At 64.2% G+C, this 24,641-nt stretch carries 24 protein-coding genes and 2 pseudogenes; 10 read left to right on the forward strand and 16 right to left on the reverse strand.

Annotated features, from left to right (window positions below; genetic code table 11):
• Nucleotides 1-50: 50 nt before the first annotated feature.
• From ACSQ9I_RS34050 to ACSQ9I_RS34065, 4 genes and pseudogenes are all read right to left on the reverse strand, one after another.
• Nucleotides 51-2,465, reverse strand: coding sequence for a proprotein convertase P-domain-containing protein (locus ACSQ9I_RS34050; protein ID WP_436316408.1), 2,415 nt, complete (start codon nt 2,463-2,465; stop codon nt 51-53).
• A 23-nt stretch (nt 2,466-2,488) separates the two neighbouring features.
• On the reverse strand, nt 2,489-2,767 hold the full coding sequence (locus ACSQ9I_RS34055) for a hypothetical protein (RefSeq protein ID WP_436316409.1): 279 nt from the start codon (nt 2,765-2,767) through the stop codon (nt 2,489-2,491).
• A gap of 334 nt (nt 2,768-3,101) precedes the next feature.
• Nucleotides 3,102-4,250 (reverse strand): annotated as a pseudogene (locus ACSQ9I_RS34060) (IS3 family transposase).
• 114 nt (nt 4,251-4,364) lie between these two features.
• On the reverse strand, nt 4,365-4,784 hold the full coding sequence (locus ACSQ9I_RS34065) for a hypothetical protein (RefSeq protein WP_436316410.1): 420 nt from the start codon (nt 4,782-4,784) through the stop codon (nt 4,365-4,367).
• Nucleotides 4,785-6,239: 1,455 nt separating this feature from the next.
• Between ACSQ9I_RS34065 and ACSQ9I_RS34070 the strand changes: the two genes are divergently transcribed.
• Nucleotides 6,240-6,386: a hypothetical protein gene (locus tag ACSQ9I_RS34070; RefSeq protein ID WP_436316411.1), complete on the forward strand. Its 147-nt coding sequence runs from the start codon at nt 6,240-6,242 to the stop codon at nt 6,384-6,386.
• Nucleotides 6,387-6,500: 114 nt separating this feature from the next.
• Nucleotides 6,501-7,517, forward strand: a complete 1,017-nt coding sequence (locus tag ACSQ9I_RS34075; RefSeq protein WP_436316412.1) for an IS110 family transposase — start codon at nt 6,501-6,503, stop codon at nt 7,515-7,517.
• A gap of 311 nt (nt 7,518-7,828) precedes the next feature.
• Here the strand turns inward: ACSQ9I_RS34075 and ACSQ9I_RS34080 are convergent, their stop codons facing one another.
• From ACSQ9I_RS34080 to ACSQ9I_RS34100, 5 genes are all read right to left on the reverse strand, one after another.
• A complete protein-coding gene (locus ACSQ9I_RS34080) occupies nt 7,829-8,965 on the reverse strand; it encodes a hemagglutinin repeat-containing protein (RefSeq protein WP_436316413.1) in 1,137 nt (378 codons plus the stop codon).
• Between the two features lie 42 nt (nt 8,966-9,007).
• Nucleotides 9,008-9,475 (reverse strand): RES family NAD+ phosphorylase, encoded by a 468-nt coding sequence (locus tag ACSQ9I_RS34085; protein ID WP_436316414.1) that lies wholly within the window; start codon nt 9,473-9,475, stop codon nt 9,008-9,010.
• Complete coding sequence (locus ACSQ9I_RS34090; RefSeq protein ID WP_244503771.1) at nt 9,472-10,053, reverse strand: MbcA/ParS/Xre antitoxin family protein; 582 nt, start codon at nt 10,051-10,053, stop codon at nt 9,472-9,474. The genes ACSQ9I_RS34085 and ACSQ9I_RS34090 overlap by 4 nt, the downstream gene beginning before the upstream one ends.
• A gap of 311 nt (nt 10,054-10,364) precedes the next feature.
• Nucleotides 10,365-10,673, reverse strand: coding sequence for a type II toxin-antitoxin system RelB family antitoxin (relB, locus tag ACSQ9I_RS34095; protein WP_436316415.1), 309 nt, complete (start codon nt 10,671-10,673; stop codon nt 10,365-10,367).
• Between the two features lie 342 nt (nt 10,674-11,015).
• Nucleotides 11,016-11,204 (reverse strand): hypothetical protein, encoded by a 189-nt coding sequence (locus ACSQ9I_RS34100; RefSeq protein ID WP_139191639.1) that lies wholly within the window; start codon nt 11,202-11,204, stop codon nt 11,016-11,018.
• Nucleotides 11,205-11,300: 96 nt separating this feature from the next.
• Between ACSQ9I_RS34100 and ACSQ9I_RS34105 the strand changes: the two genes are divergently transcribed.
• On the forward strand, nt 11,301-11,480 hold the full coding sequence (locus ACSQ9I_RS34105) for a hypothetical protein (protein ID WP_436316416.1): 180 nt from the start codon (nt 11,301-11,303) through the stop codon (nt 11,478-11,480).
• Nucleotides 11,481-11,748: 268 nt separating this feature from the next.
• Here the strand turns inward: ACSQ9I_RS34105 and ACSQ9I_RS34110 are convergent, their stop codons facing one another.
• Nucleotides 11,749-11,958: a hypothetical protein gene (locus ACSQ9I_RS34110; protein ID WP_093103658.1), complete on the reverse strand. Its 210-nt coding sequence runs from the start codon at nt 11,956-11,958 to the stop codon at nt 11,749-11,751.
• Between the two features lie 119 nt (nt 11,959-12,077).
• Here ACSQ9I_RS34110 and ACSQ9I_RS34115 point away from each other — a divergent pair, with 119 nt between their 5' ends.
• A complete protein-coding gene (locus ACSQ9I_RS34115; RefSeq protein ID WP_436316417.1) occupies nt 12,078-14,903 on the forward strand; it encodes an AMP-binding protein in 2,826 nt (941 codons plus the stop codon).
• 699 nt (nt 14,904-15,602) lie between these two features.
• On the opposite strand, the gene ACSQ9I_RS34120 is transcribed toward ACSQ9I_RS34115, so the two are convergent.
• From ACSQ9I_RS34120 to ACSQ9I_RS34135, 4 genes are all read right to left on the reverse strand, one after another.
• A complete protein-coding gene (locus ACSQ9I_RS34120) occupies nt 15,603-15,896 on the reverse strand; it encodes an addiction module antidote protein (RefSeq protein ID WP_436316418.1) in 294 nt (97 codons plus the stop codon).
• Nucleotides 15,868-16,188 (reverse strand): type II toxin-antitoxin system RelE/ParE family toxin, encoded by a 321-nt coding sequence (locus tag ACSQ9I_RS34125; protein WP_436316419.1) that lies wholly within the window; start codon nt 16,186-16,188, stop codon nt 15,868-15,870. Before ACSQ9I_RS34125 ends, ACSQ9I_RS34120 begins: the two co-directional genes overlap by 29 nt.
• A 384-nt stretch (nt 16,189-16,572) precedes the next feature.
• Nucleotides 16,573-16,938 carry a hypothetical protein gene (locus ACSQ9I_RS34130; protein WP_436316420.1) on the reverse strand — a complete coding sequence of 122 codons (366 nt, stop codon included), beginning with the start codon at nt 16,936-16,938 and terminating at the stop codon, nt 16,573-16,575.
• The gene (locus ACSQ9I_RS34135; protein WP_436316421.1) at nt 16,919-17,605 is read right to left on the reverse strand and encodes a PoNe immunity protein domain-containing protein; all 687 of its coding nucleotides are present in this window, start codon (nt 17,603-17,605) and stop codon (nt 16,919-16,921) included. Before ACSQ9I_RS34135 ends, ACSQ9I_RS34130 begins: the two co-directional genes overlap by 20 nt.
• On the opposite strand from ACSQ9I_RS34135, the gene ACSQ9I_RS34140 reads away from it, so the two are divergent.
• Together ACSQ9I_RS34140 and ACSQ9I_RS34145 are read left to right on the forward strand one after the other, a co-directional pair.
• Entirely contained in the window at nt 17,604-18,260 is a 657-nt protein-coding gene (locus tag ACSQ9I_RS34140) for a hypothetical protein (protein ID WP_436316422.1), read from the forward strand. The two genes, ACSQ9I_RS34135 and ACSQ9I_RS34140, sit on opposite strands and share 2 nt — an antisense overlap.
• A gap of 129 nt (nt 18,261-18,389) precedes the next feature.
• Entirely contained in the window at nt 18,390-19,775 is a 1,386-nt protein-coding gene (locus ACSQ9I_RS34145; protein ID WP_436316423.1) for a chloride channel protein, read from the forward strand.
• 107 nt (nt 19,776-19,882) lie between these two features.
• Here the strand turns inward: ACSQ9I_RS34145 and ACSQ9I_RS34150 are convergent, their stop codons facing one another.
• Nucleotides 19,883-21,346, reverse strand: coding sequence for a HAMP domain-containing sensor histidine kinase (locus tag ACSQ9I_RS34150; RefSeq protein ID WP_436316424.1), 1,464 nt, complete (start codon nt 21,344-21,346; stop codon nt 19,883-19,885).
• Entirely contained in the window at nt 21,343-22,068 is a 726-nt protein-coding gene (locus ACSQ9I_RS34155) for a response regulator transcription factor (RefSeq protein WP_436316425.1), read from the reverse strand. Before ACSQ9I_RS34155 ends, ACSQ9I_RS34150 begins: the two co-directional genes overlap by 4 nt.
• 97 nt (nt 22,069-22,165) lie before the next feature.
• Between ACSQ9I_RS34155 and ACSQ9I_RS34160 the strand changes: the two genes are divergently transcribed.
• From ACSQ9I_RS34160 to ACSQ9I_RS34175, 4 genes and pseudogenes are all read left to right on the forward strand, one after another.
• Nucleotides 22,166-22,792, forward strand: coding sequence for a cytochrome b/b6 domain-containing protein (locus ACSQ9I_RS34160; RefSeq protein WP_436317106.1), 627 nt, complete (start codon nt 22,166-22,168; stop codon nt 22,790-22,792).
• On the forward strand, nt 22,789-23,580 hold the full coding sequence (locus tag ACSQ9I_RS34165; RefSeq protein WP_436316426.1) for a molybdopterin-binding protein: 792 nt from the start codon (nt 22,789-22,791) through the stop codon (nt 23,578-23,580). The genes ACSQ9I_RS34160 and ACSQ9I_RS34165 overlap by 4 nt, the downstream gene beginning before the upstream one ends.
• 87 nt (nt 23,581-23,667) lie before the next feature.
• On the forward strand, nt 23,668-23,919 hold the full coding sequence (locus ACSQ9I_RS34170) for a pentapeptide MXKDX repeat protein (RefSeq protein ID WP_436297118.1): 252 nt from the start codon (nt 23,668-23,670) through the stop codon (nt 23,917-23,919).
• Nucleotides 23,920-24,197: 278 nt separating this feature from the next.
• Nucleotides 24,198-24,623: pseudogene (locus ACSQ9I_RS34175) on the forward strand (thioredoxin family protein); the annotation flags it as partial.
• Between the last annotated feature and the right edge of the window lie 18 nt (nt 24,624-24,641).

Raw genomic sequence — 24,641 nt, forward strand, 5'->3', positions numbered from 1 at the left:
GCCGCCATGGCGGGAGCTGTACCGTGGATGTTCGTTCATGGAGCGTGCCTCTACTGCAGCGCCAGTCGCAGCGCCCAACGATTCAGCTTGCCCTCGTCCTGCGCCTCGAGGTCCGCCACGCGCAACCGCCATGTCCCCTGCGCGCTGCCAAGCAGCGCCTGCAGCGCCGGCACCGTCGCCGACGTGTACGGCCGCACCAGGTTGTCAGTCGATCCGCCCTGTCGATCGTGGAGCACGGCTTGCTGTCCGCCCGGCGCCATCAAGGTGACGACGAGGTCACCGATGTACGTGTGCGTGATGTCGGCATCGATCTGAATCGCGGTGACCTGCCCGGCTTGGCCGACGACCAGCGTGCGCTCGATCCCTGCCGAGGCGTTGTCGGGGATGCGCATGCCCGGAGCCTCCTCGACGACCACGGTGCTTCCGGCGCGGGTCGTCATGTCGATCTGCCATGCATTCAGCGTGCCGACGTCGGCTGCGGCGACGTCTTGCACCGTCAGTGCCCACGCCCCGGTCACGAGTTGGCCCGCCAGGGCGGCGAGGCCGGGCGTGTCAGCCGCGCCGTAGCTGCGCTGCAGGTTGTCGGCACTGCCGCCGTTGCGGTCGTGCAAAAGCACCTGGGTGCCGCTCGGCGTCCCGAGGGCCAGGCGCAGATCGCCGATGTAGGTGTGCGTGATGTCCACGCTCACGCTGATCGACGCGATCGTGGCCGCCTCGGTGAACGCGATCACGCTGTGGATGCCGGCGACGACGTTGTCGGGGATCGCCAGCGCGGGCGTCGCCCGCTTTGACAGCGCCGTCCCGGCGGGTCCCTGCCCCCGGCGCACTGCCTCCGTCACGGCCTTGAACGCATTGATGCGGCCGTGCCCGAACCATGGCGAGTGACCGTTGGCATCGTAGTTGCCGAACTGGTTGCCGAGCTGCGGGTCGGTGCCCGGGTCGAGAATCTTGTCGGCGGTCGATTGCAGGATTTCGCGCACTTCTTTCGCAGTGAGCTGGGGGTTGGCCGAGATCACCAGCGCCGCCGCGCCGGCCACCGTGGGGCAGGCGCTGGACGTGCCGCCGAAGTCGCGGGTGTAGTCCGTTGTCGAGTAGCCGCTGGGTCCGACCCGGTCGGTCGTGACCACGCCGCGGCCGGGCGCGGTCGTGGCGACCCGGGGGTAGGTGGCCGCTCGCACGTTGTTGCTGGGCGCACAGACCGAAATCTCGGCTCCCCAGCTGCTGTACAGCGACTTGGTCGCCACGCTGCTGGAGGCCGCAACGGCAATGACGTCGGGGTGCACCGCAAAGCCGTTCAGCCAGCGGGTCGGGCCGATGGGCTGGCCGTTGGGCCAGCCGGTTTCGTTGACAGTACCGTCGACCGGGCGGTTCTCGTTGCCGGCCGCGAACACCAGCACGCAGCCCTTGCCGCCGCGTCCCATGGTGGCGGCGCGGCCGAGGGCGGCACGCATGCGCAACGTGAGGGAGAAAGCACGCGCCGCCGCCGACCAACTGCATGACATCACGGCCGCGCCGTGGTCTATCACCCAGTCGCAGATGTCTTCAATCGAAGCATCGTCGATCGTGCCAGTGGTGCGGATCGGCATCAGCGCGCAACCCGGCGCAACACCCACCACACCCGTGCCGGTTTCTTCAGCCACCGCCACACCGCAGCAGGCGGTGCCGTGGTTGTCATCGACGAGTTCGGGCAGCGGGGCGAAGTCCTGCCCGGCGAAATCTCGCGGCGACAAGATCTTGCCCGCGCCCTGGAAGTCGCTGTGCCCGGTGTCGCAGGAGTCGTCTGCCACCGCGACGATGACGGCGCGGCTGCCACGGGTGATGTCCCAGGCGCGCGGCGCATCGATGTGCGCCGCGGTCGAGAGCATCGGCCCGCCGTTGTTGAACAGGTGCCATTGCTCCGGGTAGAGCGTGTCGGTCGGCGTGTACAGGCTCTTCGATGCGACGGCGATGTTCGGCTCGCTGGTGATGACCTTGTCACTCGCGGCAAGGCGATTCGCGATCTTGATCGGATTCTCCTTGGCATCGGGACCCACGCGGAACACAAAGGCGCGCGGCACGCCGGCCAGGTCCTTCAACGGCAGCAGCCCGTGCTCCGTCATCAGGCGTTCGATTTCGCCATCCGACACCTCGGGCCGGAACTGCACGGTGATCTGGTCTGTCAGGTAGAGCCTGGCCTCGGGTTCGTTGGCCGGCGCGTAGACATGCGACGCGAACTCCACGTCCGCGCCGCTACGCACTCGGCTCATCACCGCATCGCGCTCGTCGGCATCGACGGAGAACTCATCCATGTTCTGCCGCCGCAAGCGGTGGCGGTGCGCTGCACCGTAGCTGCGCTCCACCACTTCCGAGGTCACGCCGCGCTTGAGTCGGACGGTGAAGCGGTCCGGCACCTGGACGATGTTCATCCGCTCGCCGCCGCGCCAGAGATGGTCGTCGAGCTTGGGAGTATCTTGGGGGGCGGGCATCAGCGTCTCCTTCGGTGCAGGTGTCACTCGCGCGTCGGCGAGTGGAAGTTGGCGAGACCGGCGTGGACTGACGCGGCGATACGCTCGCCAAGGACGCCGACACCGGAGGGTTGTGGGAATTCGACGGCCGCGCCGCGCAGTGACCGCAGTGCGATCGAAGCGCTCGCCAAGTCCGGCAGGCCCTGTTCTTCCAGGCGCCGCGTCAGGTGGACTTGCAGCGCGGCCTGCAGGTGGGCAGCCTGGTGTGTGCCGAGATCCAGCCCGTCGATGATCAGCCGTGCGATGTGCACCTGGATGTTCATGCCCGGCCTCCTACGGCTTCCACCATGCGGGAATCGGCCTCAGCGCCACGCTCTGGATGTTGCCGCCGGTGAGGCCGCTTGCAACTTTCCGGTGCGCATTTCACTGCAGGGGAGGCTGGCGAAGGCATGGGGTTGCAGTTGATTGAATGCGCTGCGTGGCGATCGCGGAATCTACTAGGCTGGCGCCGAAGCGCAATATGACTGACGGCGTATCCGCGGGCGCACCAACTTGACAACTTCGGGTCAACGCCTGAGTAGGTCCTTTCCAGGCTTTTCCTTTACCGCGCCGCTGCACAGCATTTTGTGGGCTGCTGCCGGTTTCGTGGACACCGACCTAAGCTTTTAGAGCTTTCTCGAACTCTATCGGGCTGACGTAGCCGAGCGTCGAATGACGACGCGTCGGATTGTAGAAACGCTCGATGTAGTCGAACACGTCAGCGCGTGCCTGCTCCCTGGACCTGTACACCTTCCTGGCCGTGCGCTCGGTCTTCAATGAGCTGAAGAAGCTCTCCATCGCCGAGTTGTCCCAGACCTCGCCCGCGCGACTCATGCTGCAGGCGATGCCTTGCCCCTTGAGCAGCTCCTGGAAGTGCTCGCTGGTGTACTGGCTGTCCTGGTCGGAGTGATGCAGCAGCGCAACCGGCTTACCGCGGCGCCACACGGCCATCATCAACGCGTCGGCCACCAGCTGCGAGGTCATGCTCTCCTGCATCGACCAGCCGACGATGCGACGCGAGTACAGGTCCAGCACTGCGGCTGCATAGAGCCAGCCCTCGGCCGTCCAGATGTAGGTGAAGTCGGCCACCCACTTCTGGTTGGGCGCATCGGCCTGGAATTGACGGTCGAGCACGTTGCCGGCGATCGCGCTGCGTGCCCCACGGTCCTGCGGCAAGCCTCGCGTCGTGGCCGCGCGCGCAGCGCCTGTTCTCGCATGAGTCGTTCGATGCGTTGCAATCCGCAACGCTGACCCAACGCCAGCACGTCGTGCCAGACCCGTCGAGCACCATACGTGCGGTCGCTGCCCAGGAAGCTCTGACGCGCCTGGCTGCCGAGCACCTCGTCGTCCAGACTGCGTTGGCTTGGGGTGGCCTGCCCAGTCACGCGTAGAAACCGCTTCGCGAGACACCGAGCGCCTCGCACATCAATGACAGCGGCCAGCTTCCTCGATGCTTTGCCATGAAGCCGAACTTCACATCGACTCCTTGGCAAAGTAGGCCGCGGCTTTTTTCAACAGGTCACGCTCCATCCGCAGCTTGGCGTTCTCTTTCCTCAAACGCTCCAGCTCGGCCTGCTCGGGCTTCATCACCCCTTGCCCGGGGAACGCATGCTGCGGGTCGGCCGCCGCATCGCGTATCCACTTGCGCAGCACGTTCTCGTGCACATCGAGGTCGCGCGCAGCTTGCCCCACCGCCACACCCCGTTCCTTCACCAGCTTGACTGCTTCAAGCTTGAACTCTCGGCTGAATTGCCTTCTCGTTCCCATGAACCACCTCCGGTTTCATCTTCCACCTTAACAAGGTGTCTTTGAAACCGGCAGCAGCCCACACCCTACAGTGGACACAGCGGAGGAACTATCGGATGCCCCCGCTAGCAGTGGTCATGGAAGAACATCCTTAAAGTCCCTTTTTCTCCTTGCGTCCGCGAGGAATGCTGCACCGAGGTGTGTGATGTAGTACTCGCCCGTTGCGAACATGAAAAAGCCAGTTGCAACGAGATAGCGCAGCCGATACTCAAACTCTTCATCGAACGCGTCTTCTTCCGTGTGGTCTTTGAAGGTCACATTTGGGTAAAGGTGCGTTCGGAATTGCTTGACAGAGTGATAGGTACCGCCCTCCGCAAACTTGAGGAGCTTTACACACGGCGGAGTCACAAGTTTTTGGAGATCGGAGTACTTCCTTGAGACGAAATTTTGAATTTTTGCGTCGCTACTGGGGGTCCCACCAAAGACACGCTCGAAAATTGGGGGAGCGGCTTTGAATGCCGCGGTAATGATAGCTGCGATAATGACTGCATCCATAGTTTTTACCTCGCTACGCAATTTGCAATCTGAAGTGCTTGAATTCAAGCCGCCCTATGGTGAGCAAAGTGGCGCCTAACCCAAACCCTAGGCGCCCATCTTCCTTTGTAGGATTCGGTTATGCGCTATAAGATAAGCTGAGACCATCGACCTCCCCATCCGGACTACATGAGGGCAGCCACGGCCGGACCAGAGGACATTGAGAATGGTCAAATGTCTTGTGCCATTCGTTTCCCAATCAAATCGGCGACCCTCGCAGCTGCTTGGTACCCAATTACCGTCGAGAAAGCCTTGCCCGTCCAGTTCTGTAATGGCAATAGCATATGCCATCCACGAGCCTGGGAGCCCGGCGGCCGCCGCCAACACCTTCACAGCATCCACGTCAATACCGTTATCTCCGATCGGCCTAAAGCCGTTCTTGACAAATGGCCCGCGCAACTGGATTGATTCACCCTTTTTCTTTCCCAGTTTGATCGAATAAAAGACGCGATCATCCTTGCCAACATGTTCGTGTCTGAAGCATGACGTCTCGTCTCCTGTAACATACCTTTATTCTTGACCTAGAGAATGTAAAGCTCGTGTCCATCTATCTCACTTGTCCCAGGAGGGAACTCGCCTTTGAGGTTGAAAGGGCAATTAGCCTAGCGCTGCGGAAATTCATTAGCAATATCTCATCTGATATAGCGTCGCTTTGCGGCCAGGTACGCTTGCCGCACGACCTCGGGCCCCGTATCCGCTGCCGTCCTACACGACGCCCTGGTCGTTCATCGCCAGTAACTGCACCTTTTTGAGCACCGGGTCACGTAGGTCTGGCCGGCCCGATCAAGACGTACGAGAACGTCACGGTCAACTGTGGCCGCTTCGGCTCCGGCAAGGACTCGACGCAACGTGACATTGGCCGCGCCAAGGGCTTCAACCAACTCATGGTGAAGCAAGCTGTCGCGCAAGCGAAAGCGGACGACGAGTCCGTCCTGATCGTGACATTCAAGGACGACAGCGAGCGGAACTACGTCGCGACGCTGAAGCGGGCGCTCGGGCAAGCTGGCGACCGCCAAGACCTCGAAAGGCAAGCCGCTGGTTTGCTTCACGACTTGGGGCCGTCACGACTCGCTGAACGACTTCGCGCACTGTGGGCACGTTGTCCTCGCTGGTGTCCTGCACCTGCCCGACGACTACTTTGCCGCCGCGATGGCCGCTCAATTCGGCGTTCTGGAACGACCGGACCTGAAGAAGCTGCGCACCGTCAAGTACACCGAGGTCGCACATGCGATGTATCAAGCCATCGGGCGTGGTCGCGCTCGCTGGGGTCGACTTGTTTTCGGTGTCAAAACTGACGGTTCGCATCCCCAGCAACGGCGCGGGGTCAGTTCGCTAAGTCGTTGATTTCGCGAGCATTGCTGTTCACGTCGCTGCGGCGTATCGTGACCGGCCCCTGAATGGCGAAGGAGCGCGGCGATGCAAGGCTGGCAGACGTCCTATCTGGGCCTGCGCGACATGCCGGGCGAGATCAGCGAGTTCGAGCTGCAGGCCTTTTTCAGTTTCAGCCGCGCCGAACTCGAACTCATCGCGCGGCGGCGCAGCGACAGCCTCAAGCTGGGGTAATCGAATGAAAGGGGCCTCCCCCTCGGATTAAGCCGCTGGTATTGCGGCTGCCGGCAACTGAGTGCCACGATGGGGTTGCGAAGCTCCATCAACTCACTCTGAAGGGGAAGCCCCATGACGATTTTGTACGTTGGCGTCGATCTCGCCAAGAACGTATTCGCAGTCCACGCGGTGAACGAAGCCGGCAAGCCTGAGCTCGTACGCCCGAACGTCGCGCGTGCCAAGTTGCTCGAACTGATCGCGTCGCTGCCGCCCTGCATGATCGGCATGGAAGCGTGCTCAGGCGCACACCACTGGGCGCGCCAGTTCAAAAGCCATGGACACACGGTGCGGCTCATGGCGCCTAAATTCGTCAGCCCGTATCGACTTTCTGGCAAGCGCGGCAAGAATGACGCAGCCGACGCGGCGGCGATCTGCGAAGCAATGCAACGGCCGAACATGCGCTTCGTCCCGATCAAAAGCCTGGAGCAGCAATCGCAACTGAGTGTGCATCGCGTGCGCCAAGGATTCGTCGACCAGCGCACGGCAACCATCAACCGGATCCGCGGGTTGCTCAGCGAATTCGGTGTCGTGTTGCCGTTGAGGGCATCGACCGTGCGCAGCCAGGCCATGGCGTGCCTGGAGGATCTACCAGGATGGAGCAACACCGTCATCGGCGACTTGCTCAGCGAGTTGACGCGGCTGGACGAGCGGATCGCGCTCTACGACCAGCACGTCGCGCAGATGGCGCGCGAAGATGCCCGGGCCCAGCAACTCATGCGCTTGCGCGGGGTCGGACCAACCACCGCCACCGCGCTGCTGGCGATGATCGGTAACGGGCATGAGTTCAGATGTGGTCGTCAGTTTGCCGCTTGGCTCGGGTTGGTGCCCAGCCAGTACAGCTCGGGCGGAAAGGCACGGCTAGGGCACATCACGAAGGCTGGGGACCCGTACATGCGATCCTTACTGGTCTTGGGCGCCCGGGCTGTTCTCAACTCAGCCAAGAATAAAACTGATGCGATCAGCCAATGGGCCGCGGCGCTGGCCGAGCGCCGCGGCTACTGGCGTGCGATCGTGGCGATAGCTGCCAAGAATGCACGCATGGCGTGGGCAATACTGTCCCGAGGGGAACAGTTCACGATGCCGGCATGACCCAGTCACTAGAAAATCCGAACCGAGGAACTGAAACGAACCGATTTCCACCGCCGCTTGACGGCTCGCAGTGATGAAGCAAGGTTGGACCTGCGCGGGGTGTGCCTGAAAAAAATACGGAGATGACAATCGCCGTTCTCGTTAATGGGGTGGTCGTACTTATCGTGCAAATCGGTGCGCTTTGGGTCGAAAAGTCGCTATGCGACAAGGACTTGCGAGTTCGGACTTTCTGCGTACGACCGGGCTTCGTAAGTCGTGGATTTCAAAGGGAATTTCCGCCCTCACCGTGTCATTCCTCACCGAAAGTACGATCACCCCGTGTTCCAGTCCTTGACCAGCGTCCCGGCGCTGGCGTTGTCGGCGGTCCTGACCGATTGGTCTCCGGCGATGCCGCTTATGCCGCTTCGCGTCGTGCTGTTTTGGTTGTTGCCCGAGTCGCTGCCTACGCCGGCGCTGCCGCTGGGCGGCACGGCCCGCTGCCCCTCCTTGGGATCCCATGATGGATTCCCGTCCGCCTGCGTGGTGTAGCCCAGGCTGACCCCACCGCTGACCGCGTAGCTGCTGCCGCTGGAGCTGCTGACGTTCTGAAGATCGCTCATCGTCAGGCTGCCTCCAGTCGCGAAGCTGTTCTTGCCTGCGTCGATGGCCGCCTGGGTGCTCTCGATGACCGCGCCCGTCAGCGTCGTGTTGCCCCGAACGTTCACGTCGAAGCCGCCGTCGCCGGCCTTGATGCCGGCCTGGGTGTTCGGGCTCACGAACACACCATTGCTCTTGGCGCCGGCGGCGCTGCCGCTCACGGTGGCAACTGCCCCGTAGCAGATGGGCGGGATGCACAGGCTCACGTTCAAGCCGCTGCTCGATTGCCGGCTCTGGCCCACGCTCACGTCCTGCAGCGAGGCGATGCTCAGATCGCCGCCGACGTCGGCCGTGACACGGTTGGCCTCGACCACCGCACCGTTGAGGGTGAGATCGCCGCCGCTGGCGATGTTGACGGCCTTGCCGCCGCTCACCTGCGTGGCGTTGTAGCGGGTGTCGTCCTGGTTGTTGCTGCCCTTGCCTTGGCTCACACCCAGTTGGATGCTGAAGCCGTTCTGCGCCCCGGCGCCGAAGGTCACGCCGACGTTGGCGCCGCTGCTGCTGTTCTGGCCTACCATCACGCTGGTGTCTTTGCTGGCCTGCAGCGTGATGTCATTGTCCGCGGCGAGGTTGACGGTGTTGCCGGCGGCGATGGTGGAGCCGCTCGCGAGGATGTTGGAATCCTTGCCCCCGCCGGTGGCGACGATGTTGACTTTGTTGCTGCCCACAACGCTGGAGCCCACCGCCTGTTTGCTGGTGGTGACGCTGGTGCTCTGGCTCTCGTTGCGGCTCAGGTTGACGCTGACGCCGTAGCTCAATTGGCCGCCGCTGGCCAAGGCCTGAGCGCTGTCATACGCCTGCTTGCCGCTCATGGCGAGGTTGACCGCGCCCCCAATCAGCGCAGGCGTCGGCCTTCAGAACATCCGCTTGTCGAACCGGAACGGGTTGCGCTCGACCGTGATCGTGACCGCCGCGTACTGCGGATGGTCCGGGTTCAGCAAGATGTTGGACTCGTCCGGCTCGACGGCTGACGGCACCCACAGGCCCAGCGAGGCGCCCGAGGCGCGCCACGTGATCCCGGCGCTCTGTGTCCACAGCTCATCGGCGCGCCAGTTGTCCGGCAGTCCCGCCTCGCGGATGTCCATCAGCACCGCATCGTCAGGCAGGTCGAGCCGCAGGAGCGCCTGATTGAGCGGCTGCACGCCGTTGCAATGCACACGCTTTTCAAGCTGGCACAGCGCGCGGGTACCGCCCGCGTAGACCACCGGCTGGCCCTCGGGCGGCGTGCGGTGCCAGCGCCCGGACTCGAAGGTCGAGCCGAGCCACAGCGTCGAGAGCGTCAGGCCCTTGGTGCTGCCGATGCGCCAGACGGCGATGCTCAAACGACACCGCCGTACTCGATGGCGTTGAGCATCGCGCGCACCTTGGCACCGCCGAATTCGTTGCCAGCGAACTCCATCGGCGTTTTTCCCCCGAGCAGATCGTGTGGTTTGGTGAGCCAAGTCTTACCATCCTCGCCGAACACCTCGGCGGCGCGCACCAGCAGGTCGCTGTGGCGCAACATCCGCTCGGTCACCGAGGCGTCCATCTCGGTCTCCGGCCCGGCGCGAGAGAGCGTCGATGGATGCACGTGCAGGGCGAGGAACAGGTCCTTGCGCCGCTCCATGCCGGTCGCTTCGAACCATTGCCGGACCGCTGCTGCGGTGACTGGCTTCGCGGCGAGCGTCGCCGCAAGGTCGATATTGAAGTTCATGCGATGGTGGCCGGCCTCGTGCATCTCAACGAAGACCTTCGCTCGGGTCAGCGCGGCAGCGCCCTTGCGCTTGGCGGCGCGCAGATCGCTGAGCGAAGTGAAGACGCTCTCAAGTCGCGCGGTCAGCTCATGCACCGCCTTCGACTGCTCGACGGCGTCCTGAGCTGCTTCCTCGATGAACCCCGTGATGACGCCTGCGGCCGGCACGCCCTGCGGCGCGGGGATCAGCCGCTTGGCGACCGGGCTGGGTTGATGCTGGGGGGTTTGTCGTGTCATGGGGGAACATTACCATGAATTGCAAACGCAACGCTAGCACATTGCAATTGCACGCACGGCTGCCGAGGATTCCGGCCACCGTTGCGGATACCTGGGCGAACCACCGCGCCCACCGGCCGATGGGCGCCCCGACAGCGCCACCGCGTCGCCGCCCACTGCAATCGCCGCGCGCGGATCGTCTTGTTCGATGAAGTCGAAAATCCGCTCCCGGTCATCCATCGCCAACGGCGACCACTCCAGCCTCACGCCTCACCTTCACCCGCTTTGAGCAGCGCAGCTGCGCGGCGCTTGGCGAAATGCACTTCAACTTTCTCGTGCGGGACGGCGGGGCGCGGATCATCCAAGGCCTCCTGCACCTTGGCTCGGAACCAGGCGTCATGGGCCGCAGCGTCAACGGTAAAACCCGCCGGCAATGCGCCCTCCTTGGCCACACGTGTCAGAACTATCCTCATCACGTCCGAGACGGTGAGGCCGATGTTGTCGAGCACTGCGGTGGCGCGCTCCTTCACGTCAGCGTCGATGCGGGTCTGTACCAATGCGTTTGCGACCATGGCGGGCCTCCAAGTCAGGGAACAACGGATTTATTGTTGTTCAATTGAATGACATCGCAACGTGCAACGGTGCAGCGCCTGGTTGGGCTGGACGCAGCAGCAGGTGGGCTCAGCTCGCTGCTTGGCCTCTTCCTGCTGGCCCACAAGCCCCGACGCGGGCGCTTCAGGCTCACGAACCGACTCGTTGACAAAGCCGGGGAAGCCGCTCCGCCCTGGCCTCGACCTTGTCGCGTCCACTTCCCGCGCTCCTATGGGCGCGCCCCGAACAAGGGATTCCGCAGCGCAAGCAGATGACGGATACGGTGCAACCCCCCGGCTGCCTGGTACCCCTTTTCACTGGCGTCAGACCGCGGATTCCGGCTTGCGGAGGTGCGTCACCCGCTCGAGGTAGATGGTCCCTTGATGCAGGGGAAACTTGTCCATGTGCGCCAGCTTGCCGTTCCCCTTCATGAAGCGCATGCCCCAAGACACGATGACCGCAATACCCCGCGCACCGAGTTCGTCAAGCAGTTCCTGGATGTCGCGCGCCAAGCTCGCCTCATCCATCGCATGTCGACGCGACCATCAAAACCGTCGTGCAGCGTGCGAGCGTGCAATGCGCCGCCCCTTCACCAAGACGTCCTGATCATGCTGGAATTTGGTTCGGCGCAAGTTCACATATCCAATGCGGGCGCCGTTATCGCTGCCAATCATCGCGCAGCACCTACTACTACCGTGCAGCCTGAGCAGATTACCGATGGACGTCTGGTCGAACTCATCGGTGACATCCAGGACGAGCTGCCTGGGTACGGCTATCGACGCGCGTGACGCGTGAACTGCACGCGGGCGCCCGGTGAACCAATAAACGGGTTGCTCGCGTGATGAGGGCCAACGGACAGGGAATCGGAGTGAACGTACTTTTTGCGCAAACTGATACGGCCAGCGGCGATATTCCGTTGGAGATCAAGGCTTTACGGCGACCGGTGGTCACGACATGACCCGAGCTCGCAAGTCGTTGCCGCGCAAAGTGTTTTTGCCCCAAGCGCCCCAATTTCCGTGAAAAGTACGATCATTCCAAGTGGGGCGGTGCAAACCTTTAGCGTGGCCGAGTAACTTGCCAAAGCGCCGCGCAGGTCGGGCCGAAGCACGGCGTTCCAGATCGTGGGCGCACCTTGGCCTCGAACGGCAGCCGGGCGAGATCGAACTGGCCCTTGCGGATGCGATGCAACAACTCCACGCCAGCGATCGTCACCGCCGCGTGGTTGAAGACCTTGAAGTCGAGCATGGGGTTGATGCGCGACTTCACGCCCCGATGGCTTTCTTGCCGGGGCCGTCGAGAACGGCGCAGGATGGTCTCGCCGATGGAAAGAACCTTGATGGCACCTCCACCAGAGGGGCCCCAAATGCAGCAACGGTAATCAGCCAATGAACGTAGACTCGCCTCCTCGCGCAGTGTCGGACGAGGCTGTACTGCGGATCGTGCGGGAGGTCTTGACCGAACTCCACCCAGGTCGCGCGGATATGGGCCCGGTGACGCTGGACAGCGCGCTCGAGGAAGACCTTGGCTTGGACAGCCTGGCGCGCGTGGAGCTGTTGATGCGCCTCGAGCGCGCGTTCGGCGTACGCCCGCCGGAGCATATGCTGAGCATGGCCGAAGCGCCACGGGACCTGCTGCGCGCGCTGCTGGCCGCACGTGGTCCACACCAGACGAAAGTGCTTCAGACACAGCGGCTGCCGGTGCCCGAACGCGTCTCGCAAGCGCCGTACGCGGCGGCGACCCTGCAGGAGGTGCTCGACTGGCACGTGCGGGCTCATCCGCAGCGCGAGCACGTTGTGATCGACAACGGCGACGACGGACTGACGCGCCTGCGCTATGCCGACTTGCAGCAGGGCGCCACCTGCGTCGCCGCGGGGCTGCTGGATCGCGGCTTTCTGCCGGGTCAGCCGGTGGCGCTCATGCTGCCGACCGGCCGTGAGTACTTCTTCAGCTTCGCCGGCATTCTGCTCGCCGGAGGCATCCCGGTACCGATCTACCCGCCGGCGCGGGCGGCGCAGATCGAGGAGCACCTGCGGCGTCACGTCGGCATCCTCACCAACGCGCTGGCCACGGTGTTGATCACCGTACTGCAGGCCAAGGCGCTGGCGACGCTGCTCAAGTCGCAGGTGCCGTCGCTGCGCGTTGTCTGCACCGTTGAAGAGCTGTCCTCGTGTACTGCCTCCTTGGAACACTTCACTGCCCATGCAAGCAATATCGCCTTGCTGCAGTACACCTCCGGCAGTACCAGCAGTCCCAAGGGAGTGGTCCTGACGCACGCCAACCTGCTCGCCAACTTGCGGGCCATGGGGCAGGTCCTGCAAGTCAGCTCCGAAGACGTCTTCGTCTCGTGGCTGCCGCTGTACCACGACATGGGGCTGATCGGGGCGTGGCTGGGCAGCCTGTACTACGCGTATCCGCTGGTGGTGATGTCGCCGCTGAGGTTTCTCGCGCGACCGGAACGCTGGCTGTGGGCAGTGCACCGGCACTCCGGCACGCTTTCGGGCGGGCCCAACTTCGGCTACGAGCTGTGCCTGCGCAAGCTGGACGAGGCCGCGCTGGACGGGCTCGACCTTTCCAGTTGGCGATTTGCGTTCAACGGCGCCGAACCGGTCAGCGCGACGACCATGCTGGAATTTCAGCAACGCTTCGCCCGCTACGGGCTGCGGCCGCAAGCCCTGGCACCAGTGTACGGACTGGCGGAGACTTCGCTGGGCCTGACCTTCCCGCCGCCAGGGCGGGGTCTGATAGTCGACCGCATCGACCGACAAGCGTTCTCGCGCTCGGGCCGCGCGCTGTCCGCGGCGACCGGCGCGTCTGACGTGCAACTGGTCGTGGCATGCGGCCAGCCGCTGCCGGGCCATGAGGTCCGCCTAGTCGACTCGACGGGACGTGAGGTGGCGGAACGCCAGGAAGGGCGTCTGCTGTTCAAGGGACCATCGGCCACCAGTGGCTACTTCCGCAACTCGAAAGAGACGCGCCGACTGTTCGATGGCGAGTGGCTGGACTCGGGCGACTACGCCTACATGGCACAAGGCGACGTCTACATCACCGGGCGGGCGAAGGACGTAATCATTCGGGGCGGCCGTCAGGTGTACCCGTATGACCTGGAGGAGGTCGTCGGCGCGATTCCCTCTATCCGCAAGGGCTGCGTCGCCGTGTTCGGCAGCCCGGACCCCGGGACCCGCAGCGAACGGGTCATTGTCATGGCGGAAACCCGCGGTATGCCCCCCGAGGCGCAGGCGCAACTGCGCCGCCAGATCAACACCGCCGCGGTCAGCGTCCTCGGTGCGCCGCCGGACGACGTGGTCCTGGTGCCGCCGCACACGGTCTTGAAGACATCGAGCGGCAAGATTCGTCGCGCGGCCAGCCGCGAACTGTACGAGAACGGTGGCGCTTCGGCCGCGCAGCCGGCGCCGTGGCGGCAGATCGCGCGGTTTGCATGGCAGGCGATACTGCCGCAACTACGGCGCGCTTGGCGCGTCGGTGCGACGGTGGCCTACGCTGGATATGTCTGGCTGGTGTTCTGGATGCTCGCGCCCATCACGTGGGCGCTGGCCGCATTGCTGCCCAAGTCGTCCTGGAGTTGGGCGCTGAGTCACCATGCGGCCCGGCTCTTCTTACGGTTGTCCGGGCTCCCGTTTGTGGTCGAGGGACTCGAGAATTTGCCGCGTGAAGCGACCTGTGTGGTCGTGGCGAATCACGCGAGCTATCTGGATGGAATCACTCTGGTCGCCGCACTGCCGCGCCATTTCCGCTTTGTCGCCAAGCGAGCGCTCCAGGAACAGTTCATCCCACGGGTGTACTTGCGAGGTCTCGGCGCCATTTTTGTAGACCGCGACGACGCGCAGCGCGGGGCGGAGGACGTCGCGCGGGTGACGCGCAGCGTTTGCGCCGGCACAGCCATGTTGTTCTTTCCGGAAGGCACGTTCCGGCGCGTGCCAGGCTTGCTGCCGTTCCGTGCGGGCGCGTTCTCTACGGCAGCGCAGGCCGGAGTGCCCGTGGTGCCGGTGACGATCCGCGGCACGCGCTCCGTGCTGCGCGAGGGCCAGTGGTTCCCACGCCGCGTGCCGATCAGCGTGAGGGTCAGTGCCCCGATCCGTGCGGATGGTGACGACTGGTCAGCGTCAATCCGGCTGCGCGACGCCGTGCGCACGGAGATCCTGAACCGGTGCGCAGAGCCGGATGCCGATGATAAAGGCTGCCTGCATTCGTAAAGTCGCGTATCAATCTACATGGAAAGCACGATCACCCAGGCCGCGCTGCTATGGCTTGTTGGGACGGGCCTTGATGGGCTGTGTCGCACGGCGCGTCGTCGCCGACTCAATATTCCGTCTTGAAGTGAAGTAGTGGGGGGAGCTTGGCGCTCAGCGGGCAGCTTGGCTCACCAAGCCGACGAGCAGACCAGCGGCATTCATCCGCGCGTGGAACCGTGCGGGCGCAGCCACTGCTCGCCGTGCCCACAGCAGAGTCGTCTCTTCTTGTGCGCCGGTCAAGGAGATGCGCGACTTGTCCCCTGAATCGAGGTGCACCCCAAAGGGAGCCCGGGTCGACTGTCTGCAGGAGCAGCTTTTCGACGTCGGCCTCCGACATCGGCGCGCGTTCAACATAACAAGCGCTTGGCCTCCTCCTCCATGTTGGAGCGATTTAGTAATGTCGCTACAAGGGCTCCCCCGTCAGTCAAGCGCGCCTTCCCCTCTGTCCAATAAGGCCGGTCAAGGTCGAAATACTTGTGGTCAACCGGTCCGCTGCTTTCGCGGGGTGCGGCCCGTCGTGGAATCAAGGTGCGGACTGGCGATGCTCTCGCGCTGAGAACGGCGGTGGCCCCGCTCGACGCGTCAGTGATCGACAATCATTTCCTCCTCCGCGGCGTCAACAAGTCGTTGATTTTTCGCCTGATCGGCAGCGAGGAATACTTAGTTGTGTGCGACTTCCACCGTCAGCTTAAAGCCCAAGGCCCGCATGACCTTGAACAGCGTTTCGCTGCTGGGCGCTCGATCGCCTGAGAGGCCCTTGTAGAGGCTCTCGCGCGAAAGGCCGGTGTCTTGTGCGAGTTGGGCCATCCCACGGGCTCGCGCGATCGCCCCGAGCGCGCCGGCGAGCTCGGCGGGATCGTTGTCTTCGATCACCTGCCGAAGGTATTCAGCCATGTCCTCATCGCTGGTGAGGTAGTTGGCGATGTCAAACTGACGGGTCTTGATCTTGCTCATTTCGCAACTCCTGAGCCATTCTTTTGGCTCGTTCAATGTCGCTCTCCTGGCTGGACTTGTCGCCGCCACCCAGCATAAAGATGATGGTCCCTGACCGTTCCACGTAGTACATGCGCCAGCCAGGGCCGAAGAACTCGCGCATTTCGAAGACGCCGCCGCCGACAGACTTGACGTCCCCCAGATTCCCGCGGCGCGCTTTGTCAAGCCTGCGCGCGAGCCGAATCCGCGTCGGGCCGTCCTTCAGCCCCGAGAGCCATTCCTCGAACTCCTCGGATTCGACGACTGTGTACATGCCTCAATTGTAGCCTAGTGGCTACAACAAGGCAAGCATAGCCCATGGCTTGCTTTAGACGTCGACTAGGCCCTGGTGGTCAAGGGGGCGATTTGTCTTCGGTGTCAAAAGTGACGGATCGAATCCCCAGCAACGACGCGGCCCGAGCACGCGCCGATGCTCATGGGTTGATGTGTCACTTTTTGCACTCAAAACAAATCGCAACTCCGGGAGCGGGGTCGGCCGCTTCCGTGCGGGCAGCGCCGCCGCGAGCCGGTCCGACGGGTGCGCGAAGAAATGCCCTGTCAGCTGTTCCAATTGCCTCTGGCGCTCGGCGATGGCCAGGGCGTTGGCCTGATTACCGTAACGGACGACGGAAGCCAATTCTGTACCTGCACCCCACGTTCAAGCAGGGTTTGCGCCATCCAGCGTGTCGGTGTTGAGCGTGAGGGTGCCCGACGCATTCACCGTGGTGCCGAACAGGGCGAGCGTGTCGGCGGCGCTGATGGTCCGCTTGGCGTTGATGCCGGTGGTCGGGTCGTGCCAGATGAACTGGTTGGCTGTCAGGCCCTCGCCCTGGTGCTGCTGGTGCCGGTGGCCGAACTGGTTGGTGGCAGCCTGGATGGTGACCTGGCCGCCGTTGATGACGATGTCCTTGGCGGCATCGACCTCGCGCCCACCATGTTCACGGTGCCGCCTTCGCTGCTCGCAACTGGATACCGTCGCTAAGAGTTCAGCTTGTTCTTGACCATCATCTTGAGAGCCTCCCACTTGGTGAGCTGGCGCGGCTCACCTGTGAACGGCGGTGCGGTTGAGGAGGAGCACCAATCGCAGCAGCCAACTCGGGCAAGAGGCGCGACATGTTGGGCGCAGTGACCACTTCGGGACGAAGAAGATCGCCAGGGTAATGAGGGTGGCCGACGCACAACCTGTCGTCCAGGCTGAAAGCCTTGACAGCCGCCACGGCCTCCACGCACCAGTAGCCGAAGTAGCCTCCTTCCAGGCGGTGGTAGTTGTGCCAATTTGGAGCCTTGAAAGCGCTGGCCTGCTTCTGCTGGCCGGACTTTGCAGCGTTGCCAACTTCCTTGTACCAGTGCTCAACGAATTGGCTCAACAGCAATGCCTGTCGGTCTTGCGGCGCATCAATCGCTTCCAACAGCCGAGCGTAGGGTTTCGGATAGCACAACGATGCGCCGATCTTGCGATTGGGCGTGCGCGTCGCGATGAGGCGGTCGAGCAACAAGTCTTCGCCCTCGTTGCCGACGAGAACGAGCAGCCGTTGCCACTGCATCTCGGAAATGTTCAGCGCCAGCGCAAGGCCTACGAGCCAGAAGCAGTCGATGTAGTGGTCAAGGTTGAGTGTCCAAGCGTGGCGGGCCTGCCATTGATCGCTCGACCAGACTCTCGATCCCAAGTCGTCGCTAGCCTGCCAATCCATGCTCCTCGCCGACGAGGACTGGGCCAGTTCCAAGGACCAGCACCACCAGATCCTCGGGCTGCCGTCACAGGCCAGCGACTTCCTGGCGCCGATCCTGGCCACGATGTCGGTAGGCGTGTCCGCGCTCGCGGAGGCGGTCGAACGTGGGAAGGTGAACATCGGCGCCGACGGGCTGGTGCATCTGCCGACGGTGAGCGCTTTGGACGAAGAGGTCGAACCTCGCAAGACCAGGGAGGCCGTCTTCAAGCACATCGGACATGTGCAACTGCCCGACCTGCTGATGGACGTCGATGCGGCGACGCACTTCAGCGAGGCGCTGCTGGCCCGCCGGCCCGCTTCAGGCCATGAGTTGCTGGGCGTCTACGGCGCGCTGCTGGCGCACGGAACCGGCACCGACGCAACGCGGGCCGCGCGGGGTCTGGCAGCGGGCCTGCAGCGCGCTCAACACTTCGGCAAGTTGCCGTCGCCCGACCTTTGGAGCGCGAGAGATCGATGTTCCGCTCGAGAGCGGCCTCTTCGACCTTGCGAATCGGATTCGCCTATCTGCCCGATCGGTCGCGCGAGCGCAACGACGGCCAATCCCAGCGGGACGATCATCAAGCTTGATTTCACGAACATGCCAGACGCAGACCTGATGCGGCCTGGAGTTTGCTAGCTTAGCTAATCCTGTTTCCGAGTCACAGTCACGAGCCCCTATGAAACGCCAACGGAATTGTCGTGCATGGACCAACGAGGCCCGGCCGCGGTGCAGTCCGACTCCAAGCGATCGTGTAGAAGAACGTCGATGAACCGCGAACCCGATTTCCTGCAGAACCTGCGCGCCGAGCTCTCCAGCGGCCGCGTCTGGCTCGACCGCGCTATCGTTCTTGGCTACGCGGTGGCCGCGGGCCTGTTCGTGGTGGCGTTCACGATCGCGAGCGACTGGGTCTTCGGGCTATTCCACAGCCTGCACCGCTCCCAACCCTGGGCAATCCTGCTCTGGACGCCGCTCGCCACGGCGGCGATCGTCTGGACAACGAGACGCTGGTTCCCGGGCGCTGCCGGCTCGGGCATCCCCCAGGTCAAGGCCGCGCTGCATCCGGCGCTGCCGCCTGAACGACGCAACCTGCTGGTGTCGCTGCGACTGACGGTCGCGAAGATCGGGCTCGCGGTGGCAGGGCTCTCCGCGGGCCTGTCGATCGGCCGCGAAGGCCCTTCAGTGCAGGTCGCGGCCGGCGTGATGCAACATGCAAGACGCTGGCTCTCGCCCGGTACGTTGATCGACGCACGCGCCCTGCTGGTCGCAGGCGGTGCGGCGGGCATCGCCGCCGCTTTCAATGCACCGCTCGCGGGCATCGTGTTCGCGATCGAGGAGTTGTCGGGCCGGCTCGAGGCGCGCGCGAGCGGCCTCATCATCACGGCGATTGTGCTGGCCGGCCTGGTTGCGGTGTCGGCCTTCGGCAACCTCAGTTACTTCGGCGTCATCAGGGTTCCCCACATCAGCTGGGACGCACTGGCGCCAGGCCTGCTGGTGGCGATGGCGACGGGAGTGGCAGGCGGCTTGTTCGCGCGGCTGCTGATCGCTTCGCTCACCGGCGCGCCCGAGCGGCTGAATCGCGTCCGCGCGCGCTGGCCGTTGCGCTTCGCTGCGGTTGGCGGCCTCACGGTGGCGGTGATCGGCCTGGTGACCGGTGGTGTGACTTTCGGCGCCGGGTCCGAAGCCGTGAAACGGATGCTGGCCGGGCACGACGAACTCTCGCCGCTCTATACGCTGCTCAAGTTCATCGCAACCTGGCTCACCGCCTGGTGTGGCGTGCCGGGCGGCATCTTCGCGCCCGCGTTGTCGATCGGAGCCGGGATCGGCAACGGGATCTCCCAGCTTGCCGGCCCCGGGCTCGGACCTGCGTTGATCGCCATGGGCATGGCCGGATTTCTCGCCGCCGTGACGCAGGCGCCGCTCACCGCTTTCATCATCGTGATGGAGATGGTCGATGGCCATTCGATGGTTTTGAGCCTGATGGCTTCAGCCATGCTGGCCAGCCTGGTCTCGCGGATGATCAGCCGGCCCCTCTATGAATCGCTGGCCGAGCACATGGTGGGTGGCGCGATAGGCTCGCCGGCGCCGGTTGTGACGGCGTCGCAGCCAGAGGCCAGCGAAGAGACGTCCGCTCCGGAGCGCCCGCTCGCGTAGTGCTGCCTTGCTTGGCGCGCGGCCCTACAGACCCTGTGCGGCGTGATTGCCAGTTGCACCAATGGAATTGGGCCGCAGGCTTTCGTGCGCTTCGCCGCCGCCTTCTCCTAGGTTAGACGGAAGGAAAACACCGCGCCCTTGTCGGGACGCGGAAGCAGCCGGATGTCACTGCCATGCAACTGCAGGATGCGTTGCACGATCACGAGCCCGAGGCCACCGGCGCGGCCTCCGCCCGAAGAGAATGCGGGGCGCGTGAAGAGCACCTTGCTCAGCTCGCTGGGAATGCCCGGGCCCGTGTCGCTGATCTCGACCTGCACACCCTCTTTCTGCTGCCGCAACTGGACCACGATTTCGCCTCCTTCCGGCGTGTGCCGGATCGCGTTGTCCAGCAGGTTGGTCAGCACACGCTCGATCATTCCCAGATCGGCGGTCACCACCGGCAAACCCGGCGCGATGTCCGGCACAAGCCGCTGGCGCCGCGCCTCCGCCGCCAGCTCGAATTTCTGGAACACGTCCTGCACGAGGTCGGCCAGTGCGAAGCTTTCCTTCTCGGGCTTGACGACGCCGTACTCGAGGCGTGCCAGTTCGAACAGCTCCTGAGCCAGCCGCGCGACCTTGCGGCTCTGTGCCAGAGCGATCTCGAGGTAGCGGCGGCTGTCGGCGGTGTCCAGCGAATCGGCCTTGACCAGCAGGGTCTCCAGGTAGCCGTGCAGCGAGGTGAGCGGCGTGCGCAGGTCGTGCGAGATGTTGGCGAAGAGCTCGCGCCGCTGCTGGTCCTGCAGGGTCAGCTCGCGCCACTGCTCGGCGATGCGCTGCGTCATCTGTGCGAAAGCCTGGCCGAGCGTCGCGATCTCGTCGCTGCCTTGGCGCGCCAGTCCGGGCGCTGGCACGGAGCTCTTCAACGCGTCGACGCCATCCGTTTCGAACCTGCGCACCGCGGCCGTCAGCTCGCGCAGCGGGCGGGTGATCAAGTGGAAGGCGGCCAACCCGGCGAGCAGGCCCAGCAGCGCCATGAGTCCCATCGACCACAGCGTGGTGCGCAGCACGCTGCTGGCGGCGACGTTGGCGGCCAGCGCCTCGCGTTCCTCACCAAACAGCACCACGTAGACATAGCCGGCGTCACGGCCGTCGACGCGCAATGGTGCAGCGCTGAACACCTTTCGGACGGCGTCGCTGCGCGGGTCGTCGCCCAGGATGGGCAGCGGCTCGCCGGCCAGCAGGCGCCGGATCGGCGCGATGTCCACCTGGTTGCGCTTCAGGTGTCCCGGCGGAGCTGCCTGTGCCTCGATGCGGCCGTCCGGTGCGAGCAGGTAGACCTCGACGCTCGGATTGACCGCCATCAGCTTGTCGAAGAGGTCGCGCACCGCGGCCTCGTTGAGTCCGCCGCGCTCCATCAATGCCGAATTGCTCGCGATGTGCGCGGCAAGGCCGCTGGAAAGGCGCTGCGTCACCTCCTGCTCGTGGCGCACGTTCGCTTCCATCTGCAGCCATGCCGAGGCGCCACAGCAGGCGAGCAGCAGCACCGCGAACACCACGGACAGCCGCTGCGACAGGTTGGCCCGAACACTCATGCGTCTCTCTCTTCCGCCTCGGAAGCGGACAACTTGTAGCCGCGTCCCCACACGGTGAGGATGCGCCGCGGCGCCGCCGGGTCGGTCTCGACCTTCATGCGCAGCCGGTTGATGTGCGTGTTGACGGTGTGCTCATAGCCGTCGTGCTGGTAGCCCCACACCTGGTTGAGCAGGTCCAGGCGCGAGAACACCTTTCCCGGGTGACGCGCAAAGAAGTACAGCAAGTCGAACTCGCGCGGCGTCAGCTCGACCGGCTTGCCGTCGACCTCCACCTCGCGTGCGACCGGGTCGATGCGCAGGTTGCCGAGATCGAGCCGGCCCGAGTCCAGGCGGGCATTGCGCGCCAGCGCGTCGGTGCGCCGCAGCAGCGCCCGCACCCGTGCCACCAGCTCCAGCACCGAAAAGGGCTTGGCGAGATAGTCGTCCGCACCGAGCTCCAGGCCCAGGATGCGGTGGACCTCGCTGGAGCGCGCGCTGGTGATGATGATCGGCGTGTAGCGTGTCATCGCGCGCGCCCTGCGGCAGATCTCGAGACCGTCGACGCCCGGCAGCATGAGGTCAAGGATCAGTGCGTCCCAGCTCCCGCGCTCGAGCTCGCGCAGGCCCGCATGCCCGTCGGCGGCGTGTTCCACCGCATAGCCCTCGTCGAGCAGGTGCATGCGCAGCAGTTCTGCGATGTGGGCGTCGTCTTCGACGATCAGGACGCGTTTAGAGGATTCCATCCCGGCGGATTGTCCCGCGATATCGCCGGTGCGGTTATCACGATTAATTGAACTCTTCGTGATGAATCGGCCACCCGGCGCGCCCAACAATGCGTCCATGAACCGCGACGCCATGCACCGCGCCAACGCTCCGATCCATCCGGTATGGATGCGGGTCACGCATTGGCTCAATGCCGTGGCCGTGCTGGTGCTGGTCACCAGCGGTTGGCAAATCTACAACGCCTCGCCGTTGTTTCCCTTTTCGTTCCCATCATCGATCACTCTCGGCGGCTGGCTCGCCGGCGCGCTGCAGTGGCACTTTGCCGCGATGTGGCTGCTGGCGGCGAACGGCCTCGTCTACCTGGCGCTGAACGTTGCGAGCGGGCGGTTGTTCCGCAAGTTTTTCCCCCTTTCGCCGGCCGGCATCTGGCGCGATGCGATCGCCGCGCTGAAGGGCAGGCTCTCGCACGCCGATCCCCGCCTGTACAACAGCGTCCAGCGCTTCGCCTACCTGTTCGTGATGCTCGACATCGCGCTGCTGGTCCTGTCGGGCCTCGTGCTGTGGAAATCGGTCCAGTTCTCATTCTTGCGCGAGCTGCTGGGCGGCTACGAATTCGCCCGCCGGATCCACTTCTTCGCGATGGCTGCGCTGGTCGCCTTCGTAGCCGTGCACCTGGTGATGGTCGCGCTGGTTCCGCGCACCTTGCTGACGATGCTGAGCGCCCACGGGGGAGAGAAGCAATGAAGGTCTTCAAGCGTCCGGCCCTGGTCGGTGTCGACGGCGAGGCAGCGCTTGCCGAAGCGAGAAAGCTGATCGGCCGCCGCATCGAAGCGCCCGAGCGCCGCGCCTTCCTGCAGCGCTCGCTGACTCTGGGTGGACTCTCGCTGCTCAGCGGGTGCAGCATCAGCGACAACAGCACGGTCGAAGCGGCCCTCATGCGCATCTCGCGCTTCAACGACGCCGCGCAAGCCTGGATCTTCGACCCGAACCAGCTCGCGCCGATCTATCCCGACTCGATGATCACGCGGCCGTTTCCGTTCAATGCGTACTACGGCGAGGACGAGGTTCGCGAGGTCGACGAGGCGAGCTACAGGCTCGAAGTCACCGGCCTAGTCGCCGACAAGCGCAACTGGGCCCTGGCCGACCTGCGCGCCATGCCGCAGCAGGACCAGGTCACGCGGCACATCTGCGTGGAAGGCTGGAGCGCCATCGGCAAGTGGGGCGGCGTGCCCTTTGCCGAGTTCCTGCGCAGGGTCGGCGCCGACACGAGCGCGAAGTACGTCGGCTTCAAGTGTGCCGACGACTACTTCACCAGCATCGACATGCCCACGGCGCTGCATGCGCAGACCCTCCTCACGCTGAGCTACGACGGCCAGCCGCTTCCGCCCAAGTACGGCTTCCCGATGAAGCTGCGCATGCCTACCAAGCTGGGCTACAAGAATCCGAAGCACATCAAGGCGATCTTCGTCACCAACACCTACCCTGGCGGCTACTGGGAAGACCAGGGCTACAACTGGTTCGGCGGCAGCTGAGTCCATGGCGGACTCGGCGTTGTTGAAACGCGCGGCCGTGTTCTCTTGAACCGTGCCATTTAAAACCTGACCCTAGAGGACACTGGAATGAACAAGCTCACCGCAACACTGTTGGCCGCCTGCATGGCCGCCGGCTCCGTCTCGGCCTTCGCCGCGGACGAGATGAAGAAGGATGGCATGGCCAAGGACGGCATGGCCAAGGATTCAATGGCCAAGGACGGCATGAAGAAAGACAGCATGGCGAAAGATGGCATGAAGAAGGACGGCATGAAGAAGGACGGGATGGCGAAGGACTCGATGGCCAAGGACGCCATGAAGAAGGACGAGATGAAGAAGTAGCCGCCACAGCGCTCCGACGGAGATCCATCGTGATCCTGTTCATCCTTCTGGCCGGCGTCACGGCGGTTGCGCTCGGCGCCGACACCGGCCTGCTCGCGCAGCGGTCGTCGGGCAGCGTCGGAGCGTCGGTCGGGAAGAGCCTGTTGCAGCGACTTCGCCCGCCCGAACGCGCGCCGGCTACAGCGCTGCGCCGGTCGGCGCTCGTGCGAGGCGGATTCATGACCGTCCAGGCCAACGCGTCCGGCGCGCGGCTCCCATCGCTTCCGATCAAGGGGGCGATGCCCCCGCTCACCGGCGCCGTCGAATGGCTCAACTCGCCACCGCTCACCGCCGAAGCGCTGCGCGGCAAGGTGGTGTTGGTCGACTTCTGGACCTACTCGTGCATCAACTGCCTGAATGCGCTGCCTCACGTGCGCGACTGGCATCGCAAGTACAAAGACCAGGGCCTGGTCGTGGTCGGCGTGCATTCACCCGAGTTCGCCTTCGAGAAAAACATCAACAATGTGAAGCGCGCGGTGGACAGGCTCGAGGTCGCGTTTCCGGTGGCGATCGACAACAACTTCACCATCTGGCGCGCCTTCGGCAACAGCTACTGGCCGGCGCACTACTTCGTCGACGCCAAGGGTCGCATCCGCTTTCATCACTTCGGCGAAGGCGAATATGAAAAATCGGAGCAGGTGATCCAGCAACTCCTGGAAGAAGCACGCAAGGAAGCAAAGCCG

Source organism: Variovorax sp. LjRoot84 (assembly GCF_964254305.1).
Lineage (GTDB): Bacteria > Pseudomonadota > Gammaproteobacteria > Burkholderiales > Burkholderiaceae_C > Variovorax.

Coding starts and splice junctions, on each gene's coding strand:
- ACSQ9I_RS34050 (WP_436316408.1), bottom strand. CDS start 2,465: ATGCCCGCCCCCCAAGATACTCCCAAGCTCGACGACCATCTCTGGCGC.
- ACSQ9I_RS34055 (WP_436316409.1), bottom strand. CDS start 2,767: ATGAACATCCAGGTGCACATCGCACGGCTGATCATCGACGGGCTGGAT.
- ACSQ9I_RS34065 (WP_436316410.1), bottom strand. CDS start 4,784: ATGGATGCAGTCATTATCGCAGCTATCATTACCGCGGCATTCAAAGCC.
- ACSQ9I_RS34070 (WP_436316411.1), top strand. CDS start 6,240: ATGCAAGGCTGGCAGACGTCCTATCTGGGCCTGCGCGACATGCCGGGC.
- ACSQ9I_RS34075 (WP_436316412.1), top strand. CDS start 6,501: ATGACGATTTTGTACGTTGGCGTCGATCTCGCCAAGAACGTATTCGCA.
- ACSQ9I_RS34080 (WP_436316413.1), bottom strand. CDS start 8,965: ATGAGCGGCAAGCAGGCGTATGACAGCGCTCAGGCCTTGGCCAGCGGC.
- relB (WP_436316415.1), bottom strand. CDS start 10,673: ATGGTCGCAAACGCATTGGTACAGACCCGCATCGACGCTGACGTGAAG.
- ACSQ9I_RS34105 (WP_436316416.1), top strand. CDS start 11,301: ATGCTGGAATTTGGTTCGGCGCAAGTTCACATATCCAATGCGGGCGCC.
- ACSQ9I_RS34115 (WP_436316417.1), top strand. CDS start 12,078: ATGAACGTAGACTCGCCTCCTCGCGCAGTGTCGGACGAGGCTGTACTG.
- ACSQ9I_RS34120 (WP_436316418.1), bottom strand. CDS start 15,896: ATGAGCAAGATCAAGACCCGTCAGTTTGACATCGCCAACTACCTCACC.
- ACSQ9I_RS34125 (WP_436316419.1), bottom strand. CDS start 16,188: ATGTACACAGTCGTCGAATCCGAGGAGTTCGAGGAATGGCTCTCGGGG.
- ACSQ9I_RS34140 (WP_436316422.1), top strand. CDS start 17,604: ATGCTCCTCGCCGACGAGGACTGGGCCAGTTCCAAGGACCAGCACCAC.
- ACSQ9I_RS34135 (WP_436316421.1), bottom strand. CDS start 17,605: ATGGATTGGCAGGCTAGCGACGACTTGGGATCGAGAGTCTGGTCGAGC.
- ACSQ9I_RS34145 (WP_436316423.1), top strand. CDS start 18,390: ATGAACCGCGAACCCGATTTCCTGCAGAACCTGCGCGCCGAGCTCTCC.
- ACSQ9I_RS34150 (WP_436316424.1), bottom strand. CDS start 21,346: ATGAGTGTTCGGGCCAACCTGTCGCAGCGGCTGTCCGTGGTGTTCGCG.
- ACSQ9I_RS34155 (WP_436316425.1), bottom strand. CDS start 22,068: ATGGAATCCTCTAAACGCGTCCTGATCGTCGAAGACGACGCCCACATC.
- ACSQ9I_RS34160 (WP_436317106.1), top strand. CDS start 22,166: ATGAACCGCGACGCCATGCACCGCGCCAACGCTCCGATCCATCCGGTA.
- ACSQ9I_RS34165 (WP_436316426.1), top strand. CDS start 22,789: ATGAAGGTCTTCAAGCGTCCGGCCCTGGTCGGTGTCGACGGCGAGGCA.
- ACSQ9I_RS34170 (WP_436297118.1), top strand. CDS start 23,668: ATGAACAAGCTCACCGCAACACTGTTGGCCGCCTGCATGGCCGCCGGC.